General features: G+C 62.8%; 13 protein-coding genes. 11 read left to right on the top strand and 2 right to left on the bottom strand.

Features of this window, described 5'->3' with window-relative positions; genetic code table 11:
• Positions 1 to 97: 97 nt before the first annotated feature.
• Entirely contained in the window at positions 98 to 568 is a 471-nt protein-coding gene (locus PVZ78_RS19445) for an Lrp/AsnC family transcriptional regulator (protein ID WP_007928270.1), read from the top strand.
• Between the two features lie 84 nt (positions 569 to 652).
• Here the strand turns inward: PVZ78_RS19445 and PVZ78_RS19440 are convergent, their stop codons facing one another.
• Positions 653 to 2,020, bottom strand: coding sequence for a CYTH domain-containing protein (locus PVZ78_RS19440; RefSeq protein ID WP_009051390.1), 1,368 nt, complete (start codon positions 2,018 to 2,020; stop codon positions 653 to 655).
• A gap of 158 nt (positions 2,021 to 2,178) precedes the next feature.
• Between PVZ78_RS19440 and argE the strand changes: the two genes are divergently transcribed.
• From argE to PVZ78_RS19390, 10 genes are all read left to right on the top strand, one after another.
• The gene (argE, locus tag PVZ78_RS19435; RefSeq protein ID WP_028683694.1) at positions 2,179 to 3,327 is read left to right on the top strand and encodes an acetylornithine deacetylase; all 1,149 of its coding nucleotides are present in this window, start codon (positions 2,179 to 2,181) and stop codon (positions 3,325 to 3,327) included.
• A gap of 145 nt (positions 3,328 to 3,472) precedes the next feature.
• Complete coding sequence (gene argA / locus PVZ78_RS19430) at positions 3,473 to 4,771, top strand: amino-acid N-acetyltransferase (protein WP_009051388.1); 1,299 nt, start codon at positions 3,473 to 3,475, stop codon at positions 4,769 to 4,771.
• A 508-nt stretch (positions 4,772 to 5,279) separates the two neighbouring features.
• The gene (locus tag PVZ78_RS19425) at positions 5,280 to 6,653 is read left to right on the top strand and encodes an OprD family porin (protein WP_016703222.1); all 1,374 of its coding nucleotides are present in this window, start codon (positions 5,280 to 5,282) and stop codon (positions 6,651 to 6,653) included.
• Positions 6,654 to 6,925: 272 nt separating this feature from the next.
• Complete coding sequence (locus tag PVZ78_RS19420; protein WP_009051386.1) at positions 6,926 to 7,564, top strand: peroxiredoxin; 639 nt, start codon at positions 6,926 to 6,928, stop codon at positions 7,562 to 7,564.
• A 254-nt stretch (positions 7,565 to 7,818) separates the two neighbouring features.
• On the top strand, positions 7,819 to 8,412 hold the full coding sequence (gene ssuE / locus PVZ78_RS19415) for an NADPH-dependent FMN reductase (protein ID WP_038574950.1): 594 nt from the start codon (positions 7,819 to 7,821) through the stop codon (positions 8,410 to 8,412).
• Positions 8,413 to 8,501: 89 nt separating this feature from the next.
• The gene (locus tag PVZ78_RS19410; protein WP_273829094.1) at positions 8,502 to 9,470 is read left to right on the top strand and encodes a sulfonate ABC transporter substrate-binding protein; all 969 of its coding nucleotides are present in this window, start codon (positions 8,502 to 8,504) and stop codon (positions 9,468 to 9,470) included.
• A 25-nt stretch (positions 9,471 to 9,495) separates the two neighbouring features.
• Positions 9,496 to 10,644 (top strand): FMNH2-dependent alkanesulfonate monooxygenase, encoded by a 1,149-nt coding sequence (gene ssuD, locus PVZ78_RS19405; RefSeq protein WP_009051384.1) that lies wholly within the window; start codon positions 9,496 to 9,498, stop codon positions 10,642 to 10,644.
• Between the two features lie 9 nt (positions 10,645 to 10,653).
• Positions 10,654 to 11,442 carry an aliphatic sulfonate ABC transporter permease SsuC gene (gene ssuC / locus PVZ78_RS19400; protein ID WP_016705047.1) on the top strand — a complete coding sequence of 263 codons (789 nt, stop codon included), beginning with the start codon at positions 10,654 to 10,656 and terminating at the stop codon, positions 11,440 to 11,442.
• On the top strand, positions 11,439 to 12,245 hold the full coding sequence (gene ssuB / locus PVZ78_RS19395) for an aliphatic sulfonates ABC transporter ATP-binding protein (RefSeq protein WP_009051382.1): 807 nt from the start codon (positions 11,439 to 11,441) through the stop codon (positions 12,243 to 12,245). The genes ssuC and ssuB overlap by 4 nt, the downstream gene beginning before the upstream one ends.
• 106 nt (positions 12,246 to 12,351) lie before the next feature.
• Positions 12,352 to 12,567 carry a TOBE domain-containing protein gene (locus tag PVZ78_RS19390; RefSeq protein WP_007928303.1) on the top strand — a complete coding sequence of 72 codons (216 nt, stop codon included), beginning with the start codon at positions 12,352 to 12,354 and terminating at the stop codon, positions 12,565 to 12,567.
• A gap of 163 nt (positions 12,568 to 12,730) precedes the next feature.
• Here the strand turns inward: PVZ78_RS19390 and PVZ78_RS19385 are convergent, their stop codons facing one another.
• On the bottom strand, positions 12,731 to 13,375 hold the full coding sequence (locus tag PVZ78_RS19385) for a TetR/AcrR family transcriptional regulator (RefSeq protein ID WP_009051381.1): 645 nt from the start codon (positions 13,373 to 13,375) through the stop codon (positions 12,731 to 12,733).
• Between the last annotated feature and the right edge of the window lie 122 nt (positions 13,376 to 13,497).

Below are 13,497 nucleotides of genomic sequence, written 5' to 3'. Positions count from 1 at the left end.
TTTACATTCGGTTGCAGGTATTTCTTATCTAAGATGAAGGGATTTTCGAAACTATCGAATCATGTGATTCGTATTTGTGGGTTATTGAGGAATATCTATGCATAGCGAACTGGACGCCTACGACCGCCGCATCCTGGCGCTGCTGCAAGAAGACGCTTCGCTGTCCAGCGCGCAGATCGCCGAACAGGTAGGGCTGTCCCAGTCACCTTGCTGGCGGAGGATCCAGCGGCTCAAGGAGGAGGGGGTGATCCGTGGCCAGGTGACCTTGCTCGACCGCAAGAAGATCGGCCTCAACACGCAGATCTTCGCCGAGGTCAAACTCAACGCCCACGGCCGTTCCAACTTCACCGAGTTCACCGAGGCGATCCGCGGTTTTCCGGAAGTGCTGGAGTGTTATGTGCTGATGGGGGCGGTGGATTTCCTGTTGCGCATCGTCACGGCGGACATCGAGGCGTACGAGCGTTTCTTCTTCGAGAAACTGTCGATGGTGCCGGGGATTCAGGAAGTGAATTCGATCGTGGCGCTGTCGGAGATCAAGTCCACGACGAGTTTGCCCGTTCTGCGTTGATGCGGTTGAAGCCATCGCGAGCAAGCTCGCTCCTACAGGGACTATGCCGGTCTTGTAGGAGCGAGCTTGCTCGCGATGAGGCTGTCACATGCGCAGCAAGGTCTTCCACGCGCGGTTCTGGAACACCGTGATCGCCTGTTGCTTGCGGGCATCCAGGGCTTCGTCGGTGATCGGCTCGTTGGCCAGTTGCGCCAGCTTGTTCAACTCGCCGTACAGACGGTCCAGCTCCGGGATTTCCAGCACGTTGCGTGCGTGATGCAGCCAGGACTGGATGCGTTCGATACGTGGCAGCTGCTCGGCCAGGTCTTCCGGCTGTTGCTGGTAGCGCGGCAGTTGCAGGGAGCTGGCTTCGTCGGCCAGCAGGCGCGGTAACCAGCTGCCCAGTTGCGCCGCACCCTGGCGGTTGCCACGGGTATTGCGCTCGGCGGTCCAGCTGCGGGCCAGCAACCAGCGCGAGGTGTTCAGCGAGAACAGGCCCCAGCGCACGTCCTGCAGCTCTTCGATGAACTGCTCGGGCGCGGCCTTGCGCACGTCTTCGTCGTCCAGGCCGGCTTGCACCAGCGGGCGCCAGTCTTCCAGCAGGCCGTCCAGCGAAGCGCGCAACTCGGCGGTCGCCTGGCGCGGTGCGGCCTGGCCCAGGCTGCTGACCAGGGCGCGCAGTTCTGCCAGGTTCTCGACCCAGTCCTGCAGCAAACGCCAGTGACCGTTGAAGCGATATTGCTCGGCCAGGCGCTGGCTGCTGCCCAGCAGGTGCCAGGTCAGCGCCGCGAAGGCGTCGTCCAGCGGCGTTTCCGCACTCAGTTCCGGGGCGGGCAGGCTCAGGGAGTAGCTGTTGGCGTCGAACAGGCGGTAGCCGCGCTCGGCCTTGCTGATGTCGCAGGGCATCAGCGGCAGGGTGGCGGCCAGCTCGGCGGCCAGTTCCAGCAGGGCGGCCGGTTCGCCTTCGCGCAGTTCCAGTTCCAGCTCGCAGATCTCTTCCTTCTGCTTGCCGGCGATCACGTGGCCCAGGTCCAGGGCGGCCTCGATCACCACCTTGGCCTTGCCGCGGCCCCAGGCGATTTCCGCGCGTTCGCGGACGAAGTCGGTGGTGAAGATCGGCTTGAGGGTTTTCTTGTCCAGCTCGGCCAGTTGCTCGGGCCAGCATTCGCCGTCGAGTTTCTTCAGGTCGAGCTTGGCTTTGGCCAGGTGCCAGTCGTACTCGTTGCGTTCCGACAGGCCGGCGACGCTCTGGCCGCGGGTCTTGAGGGTCTGGATCACTTCTTCGCCGTCGCGGCGCAGGCGCAGGGCGACCTTGGCGCGGGCCAGGTCGCGCTCGGGCGTGTCGAAGTACTGGTTCATCAGTTCGCGGTGTTCCCAGCCACTTTTGTTGCGTTTTTTCAGGAGCGGGTGCTCACGCAGGGCGGCGAGGGTTTCGCGGCTGACGCGGAGTTTGATTTCGGTTTCTTTCTGCATGGCCGGAAAATCCAGGATCGGGAGCGCAGCCGGGGGAATGTGTGGCTGCCAAGGTCGTGCAGTGTACAGGACTCGCCGCGCCGAGGTGCCGTGGCGGTTTATTCCTGTCGCAGGATGGCTCTATGATGGACTTCATCTTGGAACCCGGGAGCCAGCGCATGCCATTGCCGTCCATGAAAGAGCAGTTCGCTGCGCTGATTGCCACACCTTCGGTCAGCTGTACCCAGCCGGCGCTGGATCAGTCCAATCGTGCGGTCATCGATTTGCTGGCGAGCTGGCTCGGCGACCTGGGTTTTGCCTGCGATATCCAGCAGGTCAGCCCTGGCAAATTCAACCTGCTCGCCAGTTTCGGCAGCGGCCCCGGCGGCCTGGTGCTGGCCGGGCACAGCGACACCGTGCCCTACGACGGCGCGCTATGGCAGACCGACCCGCTGAAGCTCACCGAGGTCGACGGGCGCTGGGTCGGCCTGGGCAGTTGCGACATGAAAGGTTTTTTCGCCCTGGTCATCGAGGCGGTCCGGCCGCTGCTGGAGCAGCCCTTCAAGCAACCTCTGCTGATCCTCGCCACCTGTGATGAGGAAAGCTCCATGGCCGGCGCCCGCGCCCTGGCCGAAGCCGGCCGGCCATTGGGGCGCGCCGCGGTGATCGGTGAGCCGACCGGGCTGCGGCCGATCCGCATGCACAAAGGGGTGATGATGGAGCGCATCGATATTCTCGGGCGCAGCGGCCATTCTTCCGACCCGAGCCTGGGCCATAGCGCCCTGGAAGCCATGCACGATGCCATCGGCGAACTGCGCGGCCTGCGCCTGGCGTGGCAGCGCGAATTCCGCAACCCGCAGTTCAGCGTGCCGCAGCCGACCCTGAATCTTGGGTGTATCCACGGTGGCGACAACCCGAACCGCATCTGCGGCCAATGCTCGCTGGAATTCGACCTGCGGCCGCTGCCGGGCATGGACCCGCAGGCGCTGCGCGCGGCCATCCGGCAGAAGCTGGTGCCCGTGGCCGAGCGGCACCAGGTGAAGATCGACTACGCGCCGCTGTTCCCCGAAGCACCGGCCTTCGAGCAGGCCGAAGACTGCGAACTGGTGCGGGTGGCCGAGCGCCTGACCGGTCATCGCGCCGAAGCAGTAGCGTTCGGCACCGAAGCGCCTTATCTTCAGCGCCTTGGCTGCGAGACAGTGGTGCTGGGCCCGGGCGACATCGCCTGTGCTCACCAGCCGGGGGAATACCTCGAAATGTCACGCTTGCAGCCTACCGTGCATCTACTACGTGAACTGATTAATCATTACTGCCTGACGCCGGCCTGATTTCTACTAAATCACCGACGGCCAAGCCCGTACCTCAAGGAGAGCGAGCGTGTCGCCAAGCCTGTTCCGACGATAACCACCAGCCCGCTGTGCGTTTTCCCGTTTCGTCCTTTTATAGGCTGCTTCTTATTTACAGGCTCAGGTTATGCCCGAATACGTCAATTGGCTTCGTCACGCTTCGCCTTATATCAATGCCCACCGCGACTGCACCTTCGTGGTCATGCTGCCCGGCGACGGCGTAGAACATCCGAACTTCGGCAACATCGTCCATGACCTGGTGCTGCTGCACAGCATGGGCGTGCGCCTGGTGCTGGTACACGGCTCGCGTCCACAGATCGAAGCCCGCCTGGCTGCGCGCGGCCTGACCCCGCATTACCACCACGGCATGCGCATCACCGATGCGGCGACCCTGGAATGCGTGATCGACGCCGTCGGCCAGTTGCGCATCGCTATCGAAGCGCGGCTGTCCATGGACATGGCGTCCTCGCCCATGCAGGGCTCGCGGTTGCGGGTCGCCAGCGGCAACCTGGTGACCGCCCGGCCGATCGGCGTGCTCGAGGGTGTCGACTATCACCACACCGGCGAAGTGCGCCGGGTCGACCGCAAGGGCATCAACCGCCTGCTGGACGAGCGCTCGATCGTCCTGCTGTCGCCCTTGGGCTACTCGCCGACCGGGGAAATCTTCAACCTCGCCTGCGAAGACGTCGCCACCCGCGCGGCCATCGACCTGGCTGCCGACAAGCTGCTGCTGTTCGGCGCCGAGCGTGGCCTGTTGGATGAAAGCGGCAATCTGGTGCGCGAACTGCGTCCGCAACAGGTGCCGGCGCATTTGCAGCGCCTGGGCAGCAACTATCAGGCGGAGCTGCTGGATGCCGCGGCCGAGGCTTGCCGGGGTGGCGTAGGGCGCAGCCATATCGTCAGTTACGCCGAAGACGGCGCGCTGCTGACCGAACTGTTCACCCGTGACGGTGGCGGTACGCTGGTGGCCCAGGAGCAGTTCGAACTGGTCCGCGAGGCGGCCATCGAGGACGTCGGCGGGTTGCTGGATCTGATCAGTCCGCTGGAGGAGCAGGGCATTCTGGTGCGGCGTTCCCGCGAGGTGCTCGAGCGTGAGATCGAGCAGTTCAGCGTGGTCGAGCGCGAGGGGATGATCATTGCCTGTGCCGCGCTCTACCAGATCGCCGACTCCGACGCCGGGGAGCTGGCCTGCCTGGCGGTGAACCCGGAATACCGCCACGGCGGTCGTGGCGACGAACTGTTGGAAAGGATCGAAACCCGGGCCCGGGCCCAGGGCCTGAAAACCCTGTTTGTCCTCACCACCCGTACCGCTCACTGGTTCCGTGAGCGCGGTTTTGCCCCTAGCAGCGTCGAGCGTCTGCCTTCCGCGCGGGCCTCGCTGTACAACTACCAGCGCAACTCGAAGATCTTCGAAAAAGCCCTCTGAGCTTCATCCCGTTCGGCAACCCGCTCTTGACAGGGGCGGGTTTTTCGTTGCGTCTGCCGAGCCTGATTTATGTTTCAGAAAAATAAATGCGTGCGATACAAAAACTGTAACAAATTGACGGGACCATCGGCGCCTAGCCATTATTGCGTCGCCTTTTCGATACTGGTTGACGTATCTGGCTTATGTTTTAACTGATCGATCTAAAGATCAGCGGGGAAATACCATTCAGGAATTAAACAGGACGCCGATACCTTGGGCCACGGCTCAAACGAACGTACCTGTCGATATTCCCGAACGGTATGAAAAAGAATGAAATAATTCTTTTTGGGTTTATGAGAAATTCATTACCCTGCAAGGACCCAATCATCGCGATTAGACCTTGGTCGTAGACACAGTTGGTTACGATTGACTTATGAGTCACGGTCTGGCGCTAATCGCCCACCGATGGACCCGGGGCAGCAGACCCTGGGCCTGAGTACACAAGAATTAGAAACGAGAGGAGCGAAACATGAACAAGTCCACCTTGGCCCTGGCTGTGGCCGTTGGGGTTATGGCGCAGCAGGCAGGCGCCGCCGGTTTCATCGAAGACAGCAAGGCCACTCTGGGTCTGCGTAACTTCTACATCAATACTGACAACCGCGATGCCGACACCAAGGCGTCCGGCGCGCAGAGCAAGCAGGAAGAGTGGGGCCAGGGCTTCCAGCTCAACTTCACTTCCGGCTACACCGAAGGCACCGTCGGTTTCGGTCTGGATGCAATCGGCTTGCTGGGCATCAAGCTGGATTCGGGCGGCGGCACCAACGGCGCCTCTGCTACTTCTTACGGCGGCACCGTCTTCCCAAGCGAGTCCAACGGCAAAGCGGTCGATAACTACTCCAGCCTGGGCCTGACCGCCAAAGCCAAGATCTCCCAGACCGAACTGAAGCTCGGCACCCTGCAGCCAAAACTGCCGGTTATCGTGACCAACGATGGTCGTATGCTGCCGCAAACCTTCCAGGGCGGTCAGATCACCTCGAACGACATCAAGGACCTGACACTGGTTGGTGGTCAGATCGAGCATGCCAAGGGTCGTAACTCCAGCAACAACGAAGAACTGTCGATTGCTGGCGCCAACGCACACACCGCTGCTGGTCGTGACAGCAACAAGTTCATCTACGGTGGTGGTGACTACAAGATCACTAAAGATCTGACCGCTCAGTACTACTACGGCAACCTGAAAGACTTCTACAAGCAGCACTTCGTTGGCCTGCTGCACAACTGGGCTATCGGCCCGGGCGTATTGAAGTCTGACCTGCGTTACTTCAACAGCCGTGACGACGGTGCCAACGGCCACGACTCGGCCTACTACACCACCGGTGACTACGGCACTGGCATCACCAAGGGCAAGGTTGATAACAACCTGATCAGCGGCCTGTTCCTGTACTCGGTTGCCGGCCATACCTTCGGTGGCGGCTACCAGGTCAGTAACGGTGACAGCGACTTCCCTTGGCTGAACCAGGGTGACGGTTCGTCGGCTTACCTGACTACCGACATGCAGATCGCCAAGTTCGCCCGTGCTGGCGAACGTACCTGGCAAGCTCGCTACTCCTACGATTTCGCCAAGGTAGGCGTGCCTGGCCTGACCGCCGGTGTGATCTATCTGCGTGGCGATAATATCGACACTTCCGGCAAAGAGGGTTCCGTTCTCCCTCAGCGTACCGTTTCGGCGACCAACGCCAGCGAGTGGGAACGGGACCTGACCGTGGCCTACGTGATTCCGGAAGGTCCACTGAAAAACCTGGGCCTGACCTGGAAAAACGCCATGTGGCGTAACGATATTCCGGGCCAGCGCTCGCAGGACGAAAACCGTCTGATCGTCAGCTACTCGATCCCGCTGTTGTAATCCGACGTTAAAACCTCGCCCGGCGCAATGCCGGGCGAGGTGTTGTCATCCAGGTCGGACCCACCCCCGCAGGTCCTCCCTGAAACCCCTCTTTACAGCTACTCAAGGCCTTCTCGAACCTTGTCGAAGATGGTGTGCCCTGGGCGTGTGCGAATCCAGTGAAGAGATTTTTAATATTCATTTATAGTCTAAATAAATCGATATTTATTCTTTTTAAATATTCCCAGGCGCAGGCACAGTAGGGCTCATAACGCACTCACAGGAGCAGCAACATGAGCCTCAGACTTGGCGACATCGCCCCCGACTTCGAACAGGATTCCAGTGCCGGCAAGATTCGTTTCCACGAGTGGCTCGGCGACAGTTGGGGCGTGCTGTTTTCCCACCCGGCGGACTTCACCCCGGTGTGCACCACCGAGCTGGGGTTCACTGCCAAGCTCAAGGACCAGTTCGCCGAGCGCGGCGTGAAAGCCATTGCCCTGTCGGTGGACCCGGTGGACTCGCACCACAAGTGGATCGAGGACATCAACGAAACCCAGAACACCCTCGTCAATTTCCCGATCCTGGCCGACGCCGATCGCAAGGTCTCGGACCTGTACGACCTGATCCACCCGAATGCCAACGACACCCTGACCGTGCGTTCGCTGTTCGTCATCGACCCGAACAAGAAGGTGCGCCTGACCATCACTTATCCGGCCAGTACCGGGCGCAATTTCCACGAGATCCTGCGGGTGATCGACTCGCTGCAGCTCACCGACAACTACAAGGTGGCCACCCCGGCCAACTGGCAGGACGGTGATGAAGTGGTGATCGTGCCGTCGCTCAAGGACGAAGAGGAAATCAAGAAACGCTTCCCCAAAGGTTATCGCGCGGTCAAACCCTACCTGCGCCTGACGCCGCAACCGAATCGCTGACACCGTGGGCCCGCAGGCGCGAGCCGGCATTGCCGCCGCCTGCGGGTCATGTACCGCTTCCACAAAGCAGGGGTTTTAAGGCCGTTTCGACGGCCTATTTTTTTGCCTGGAGAATGGCTTTTATTATATTCATTTAAAGAATAAACAAATGAAAAAATAAGATTTATGGATATATAAATAGGCTGTTAAGGTCTGCTCAGCTCAGCGAGATCGCAAACCGCGAATCGCCCATTACCGCTAAAGGAAACCTCTGCATGCTGGTCGTCTCACTCGGTGGCAGTCCCAGCCAACGCTCCCGCTCCGGGGTGCTGCTGGAACACGCCAAACGCTGGTTGCAGCAACAAGGTGTGGAAGTGGTCGACTATCAGGTCCGGGATTTCCCGGCCGAGGATCTGCTCCACGCGCGCTTCGACAGCCCGATGGTGATCGACCTGTTGCAACAGATCGAACAGGCCGACGGCTTGCTGATCGCCACCCCGGTCTACAAGGCATCGTTTTCCGGCGCGCTGAAAACCCTGCTCGACCTGCTGCCGGAACGCGCCCTGAACCACAAGGTGGTGCTGCCGATGGCCACGGGCGGCAGCATCGCCCACATGCTGGCGGTGGACTACGCGCTCAAGCCGGTGCTGTCGGCCCTCAAGGCCCAGGAGATGCTCCAGGGCATCTTCGCCGAGGACAGCCAGATCGCCTACGGCGAAGGCAGTGCCCAGGCGCAGCTGGCGCCGGCCCTGGAACAGCGTCTGCGCGAAGCCCTGGAACAGTTCCACAGCGCCATGGCGCGGCGTCCCAAGCCGCTGGACCCGAATCTGTTGAATGATCGTTTGTTGAGTGCTCGCTGGAGCATTTGAGTCCTACCCGAATCTGAAGTACTGGCCTTACTTAGCCGCCAACGGCCTAGCAGGTGCAGCCAAAACCCAACAGCAAAAAGGAGAGCGCCATGCGCCCTGTGATTTTGCGTCGTGGTCTGGTCGCTCTGTTTGCTGCGGCTGTGTCCTTCGGCGCCATCGTTCAAGTCCAAGCGGCCGAGACCCTGCGTATCGGCTATCAGAAATACGGCACCCTGGTGCTGCTCAAGGCCAAGGGCTCACTGGAGAAGCGCCTGGCGGAGCAGGGCGTGCAGGTGCAATGGACCGAATTCCCCGGTGGCCCGCAGCTGTTGGAAGGGCTGAACGTCGGCTCCATCGACTTCGGCGTCACCGGCGAGACCCCGCCCGTATTCGCCCAGGCCGCCGGTGCCGACCTGTTGTACGTGGCCTACGAGCCACCGGCGCCGACCAGCGAAGCGATCCTGGTGCCCAAGGATTCGCCGATCAAGTCGGTAGCCGAGCTCAAGGGCAAGAAGGTGGTCCTCAACAAGGGCTCCAACGTGCACTACCTGCTGGTCCGCGCCCTCGAAGACGCCGGCCTCAAGTACAGCGACATCCAGACCGTATTCCTGCCGCCCGCCGATGCTCGCGCCGCCTTCGAGCGTGGCAGCGTCGATGCCTGGGTGATCTGGGACCCCTATCAGGCGGCGGCCGAGAAGCAGCTGCAAGCCCGCACCCTGCGTGACGGCAGCGGCATCGTCGACAACCACCAGTTCTACCTGGCGACCAAACCCTACGCGCAGCAACACCCCGAGGTGATCAAGGCCCTGGTGGAGGAAGTGCGCGCGGTGGGCGAATGGTCCAAGGCCAACCCGGACGAGGTGACCCAGCAGGTGGCGCCACTGCTCGGCCTGCCGGCGGACATCACCCTGACCTCGGTGAAACGCCAGGGGTATGGCGCGAACTTCCTGACCCCGGACGTGGTGGCGGCCCAGCAGAAAATCGCCGACAGCTTCCATCAGCTCAAGCTGATTCCCAAGCCCCTGAACATCAAAGACGTGATCTGGACGCCTCCAGCCGCCGTTGCCAAAGCGCCGTAACTCGATCCCCTTAGGAGACAACTCCATGAGCCTCAATATTTTCTGGTTCCTGCCTACCCACGGCGACGGCCATTACCTTGGCACCGCCGAAGGCGCTCGCGCCGTCGACCACGGTTACCTGCAGCAGATCGCCCAGGCGGCCGACCGCCTCGGTTTCGGCGGCGTGCTGATCCCCACCGGGCGTTCCTGCGAGGACTCCTGGCTGGTGGCGGCCTCGCTGATCCCGGTGACCCAGCGCCTGAAGTTCCTGGTCGCCCTGCGCCCCGGGATCATTTCCCCGACGGTGGCGGCACGCCAGGCGGCAACCCTGGATCGCCTGTCCGGCGGCCGGGCGCTGTTCAACCTGGTGACCGGTGGCGATCCGGACGAACTGGCCGGCGACGGCCTGTTCCTCAGCCATGAAGAGCGCTACCAGGCTTCGGTGGAATTCACCCGTATCTGGCGTCGGGTGCTGGAAGGCGAAACCGTCGACTACGATGGCCAGCACATCAGCGTGAAGGGCGCCAAGCTGCTCTATCCGCCGATCCAGCAGCCGCGTCCGCCGCTGTACTTCGGCGGCTCCTCGGAAGCCGCGCAGGACCTGGCCGCCGAACAGGTGGACATGGTCCTGACCTGGGGTGAACCGCCGGCCGCGGTGGCCGAGAAAATCGAGCAGGTCCGGGCCAAGGCCGCCAAGCAGGGGCGCAGTGTGCGCTTCGGCATTCGCCTGCACGTGATCGTGCGTGAAACCAACGCCGAAGCCTGGCAAGCGGCCGAGCGCCTGATCTCCCATCTGGACGACGACACCATCGCCCGGGCCCAGGCTTCCCTGGCGCGCTTCGACTCGGTCGGCCAGCAGCGCATGGCGGCGCTGCACGGCGGGCGCCGCGACAAACTGGAAGTCAGCCCCAACCTCTGGGCCGGCGTCGGCCTGGTACGGGGGGGCGCGGGCACCGCGCTGGTCGGCGATGGCCCGACCGTGGCGGCGCGGATGAAGGAGTACGCGGACCTGGGTATCGACACCTTTATCTTCTCCGGTTACCCCCACCTGGAAGAGTCGTACCGGGTGGCCGAGCTGCTGTTCCCGCATCTGGATATCGAACGTCCCGAGCTGCCCAAGGGCGCCGGGTACGTCAGCCCGTTCGGCGAAATGGTCGCCAACGACATCATTCCCAAAGCTGCGTCCCAGAGCTGAGGCGTGGCCATGAACAGACAATCCTTGTTCCATCGCCTGGCACCCTGGGCCCTGCCGCTGCTGTTGCTGGCGGTGTGGCAGTTGTCGGTCTCGGCCGGCTGGCTGTCGACGCGAATCCTGCCGGCACCCAGCGCGGTGATCGAAGCCGGGGTCGGCCTGGTGCGCAGCGGCGAAATCTGGACCCACCTGGCTATCAGCGGCTGGCGCGCGGCGATCGGCTTCCTGATCGGCGGCAGCATCGGCCTGGCCCTGGGTTTCATCACCGGCCTGTCGAAGTGGGGCGAACGCCTGCTCGACAGCTCGGTGCAGATGATCCGCAACGTGCCGCACCTGGCGCTGATTCCCCTGGTGATCCTGTGGTTCGGCATCGACGAGTCGGCGAAGATTTTCCTGGTGGCCCTGGGCACCCTGTTCCCGATCTACCTGAACACCTACCACGGCATCCGCAACGTCGACCCGGCGCTGGTGGAAATGGCGCGCAGTTATGGCCTGGCAGGCTTCGCCCTGTTCCGCCAGGTGATCCTGCCGGGCGCCTTGCCTTCGATCCTGGTGGGCGTGCGTTTTGCCCTGGGCTTCATGTGGCTGACGCTGATCGTCGCGGAAACCATCTCCGCCAGCTCCGGCATCGGTTATCTGGCGATGAACGCCCGGGAATTCCTGCAGACCGACGTGGTGGTGCTGGCCATCGTCATGTACGCCGTGCTCGGCAAACTGGCGGACCTCGCCGCGCGCGGCCTGGAACGTGCCTGGCTGCGTTGGCATCCGGCCTATCAAGTGGCCAAGGGAGGTGCGCAATGACGGCTCAACAACCTCCACGCCTGCTGCGCGGCATTCCGCTGGTGGTGCGCAAGCTGCAAAAGACCTTCGGTTCGCGCCAGGTGCTGCGCGAAATCGACCTGCATATTCCGGCCGGGCAATTCGTCGCGGTGGTCGGCCGTAGCGGCTGCGGCAAGAGCACCTTGCTGCGCTTGCTGGCCGGCCTAGACAAGCCCACCGGCGGCGAACTGCTGGCCGGTGCCGCGCCGCTGAGCCAGGCCATCGAGGACACCCGCCTGATGTTCCAGGAGGCGCGCCTGCTGCCCTGGAAGAAAGTCATCGACAACGTCGGCCTGGGCCTCAAGGGCGACTGGCGCCCCCAGGCCCTGGAAGCCCTGGAGGCGGTGGGCCTGGCCGACCGCGCCAATGAGTGGCCGGCGGCCTTGTCCGGTGGCCAGAAGCAGCGCGTGGCCCTGGCCCGGGCGCTGATTCACCAGCCGCGCCTGTTGCTGCTGGACGAGCCCCTGGGCGCGCTGGATGCCCTGACCCGGATCGAGATGCAGCAACTGATCGAGCGCCTGTGGCAGCAGCATGGCTTCACCGTCCTGCTGGTGACCCACGATGTCAGCGAAGCGGTGGCGGTGGCCGACCGGGTGATCCTGATCGAAGAAGGCGAGGTCGGTCTCGATCTGCTGGTGGAGCTACCGCGCCCTCGGGTGCGTGGCTCCCATCGGTTGGCGGCGCTGGAAGCCGAAGTACTCAACCGCGTGTTGTCGCTGCCCGGGTCGCCACCCGAGCCAGAACCCGTTTCACCCTTGCCCACGCAATTGCGCTGGGCGCTTTAAAGCAGCAGCAAGTTTCCAGCTGCAAGCGGCAAGAAAGAGCCGAGCGCTTTTGCTTGCAGCTTATCGCTTGAAGCTTGTGGCTTATTTCGACCTCAGGAGAAATACCATGACTATCAAGGCCATCAACGTTCGCAACCAGTTCAAAGGCACCATCAAGGAAATCGTCGAAGGCGACGTGCTCTCGGAAATCGACGTGCAGACCGCCTCCGGCATCGTCACGTCGGTGATTACCACCCGTTCGGTGCGGGAGCTGGAACTGGCGATCGGCAGCGAAGTGATCGCGTTCGTGAAATCCACCGAGGTGTCGATCGCCAAGTTGTGATCGATGCGCGACAACCAGCCCCGGACGGCGTGAGCCCTTCGGGGCTTTTTTGTGGAGCAGGGCTTGAGCGGTGTGGAGAGGTCAAGGCCGTCATCGCGAGCAAGCTCGCTCCTACAAGGACGGCGCTAACCTTTGTAGGAGCGAGCTTGCTCGCGATAGGGCGTCAGCCTGTCCGCGATATCTCGCGCTTGGGCAGGTAGGGCGGCAGGTACAGCCCCAGGTAGGCATCGAACACCCGCATGCCTTCCTCGGCCATGCGCTCGGTGATCTGCCCGTGCTGCTGGACCGAGCGCGCATAGACGCGGTCGCCCAGTTCCATGGCCAGGGCGAACACATCCACATCCGCGGGCAGCGCCGGCAACTGGAAGTGCTGGTCGAACAGCTTGTGCATCAGGTCGCCCAGTTCGATGTCGTGCTGGCGGTCGGCCTGGGTGACCTCGGTGAGGCCATGCTGGGCCAGGATCAACTGGCGGGCCGCGGCGTCGGCGCTGTAGATGGCGAGCATGCGCTGTTCGACCAGGCGCGACAGGTCGTGCCAGCCGCTCAGGGCTGCGTGGTCGATAGGCTCTTGCAGGCAGGCGCGGAATGCGGCGTGGACATCGGCGGTCAGGGCTTCGAGCAGGGCCGGAACGCTGGCAAAGAAGTGATAGACCGAGGAAGGCGGGATCTCCGCGCGCTCGGCCACGCTGTAGATCGACAGGCTGGCCACGCCCTCGGCGGCAAGCAGGGTGCGGGCGGCATCGAGTATCGAGTCGATCCGGGCCTGGCTGCGTGCGCGGGGTTTGCGGGGGGTGGCTACGCGTGTCATTGGAGTCTCCTGCGGGGCAGCGGGCATTGTACGAGGCGTGTCGGGTGTTGTCTGCCAGGACGCCTTCGCGGGCAAGCCTCGCTCCTACAAGATGGAAATGGCATACACCTCGAACCTGTAGG

The organism is Pseudomonas sp. SBT1-2, assembly GCF_028640875.1.
Lineage (GTDB): Bacteria > Pseudomonadota > Gammaproteobacteria > Pseudomonadales > Pseudomonadaceae > Aquipseudomonas > Aquipseudomonas chlororaphis_I.
The sequence above is the reverse complement of the archived record's forward strand: the minus strand, read 5'-3'. Positions and strand labels throughout refer to the sequence as shown.

What these genes read in the sequence shown, in the direction of transcription:
- PVZ78_RS19445 (WP_007928270.1), top strand. Translation starts at nt 98, where the DNA reads ATGCATAGCGAACTGGACGCCTACGACCGCCGCATCCTGGCGCTGCTG.
- PVZ78_RS19440 (WP_009051390.1), bottom strand. Translation starts at nt 2,020, where the DNA reads ATGCAGAAAGAAACCGAAATCAAACTCCGCGTCAGCCGCGAAACCCTC.
- argE (WP_028683694.1), top strand. Translation starts at nt 2,179, where the DNA reads ATGCCATTGCCGTCCATGAAAGAGCAGTTCGCTGCGCTGATTGCCACA.
- argA (WP_009051388.1), top strand. Translation starts at nt 3,473, where the DNA reads ATGCCCGAATACGTCAATTGGCTTCGTCACGCTTCGCCTTATATCAAT.
- PVZ78_RS19425 (WP_016703222.1), top strand. Translation starts at nt 5,280, where the DNA reads ATGAACAAGTCCACCTTGGCCCTGGCTGTGGCCGTTGGGGTTATGGCG.
- PVZ78_RS19420 (WP_009051386.1), top strand. Translation starts at nt 6,926, where the DNA reads ATGAGCCTCAGACTTGGCGACATCGCCCCCGACTTCGAACAGGATTCC.
- ssuE (WP_038574950.1), top strand. Translation starts at nt 7,819, where the DNA reads ATGCTGGTCGTCTCACTCGGTGGCAGTCCCAGCCAACGCTCCCGCTCC.
- PVZ78_RS19410 (WP_273829094.1), top strand. Translation starts at nt 8,502, where the DNA reads ATGCGCCCTGTGATTTTGCGTCGTGGTCTGGTCGCTCTGTTTGCTGCG.
- ssuD (WP_009051384.1), top strand. Translation starts at nt 9,496, where the DNA reads ATGAGCCTCAATATTTTCTGGTTCCTGCCTACCCACGGCGACGGCCAT.
- ssuC (WP_016705047.1), top strand. Translation starts at nt 10,654, where the DNA reads ATGAACAGACAATCCTTGTTCCATCGCCTGGCACCCTGGGCCCTGCCG.
- ssuB (WP_009051382.1), top strand. Translation starts at nt 11,439, where the DNA reads ATGACGGCTCAACAACCTCCACGCCTGCTGCGCGGCATTCCGCTGGTG.
- PVZ78_RS19390 (WP_007928303.1), top strand. Translation starts at nt 12,352, where the DNA reads ATGACTATCAAGGCCATCAACGTTCGCAACCAGTTCAAAGGCACCATC.
- PVZ78_RS19385 (WP_009051381.1), bottom strand. Translation starts at nt 13,375, where the DNA reads ATGACACGCGTAGCCACCCCCCGCAAACCCCGCGCACGCAGCCAGGCC.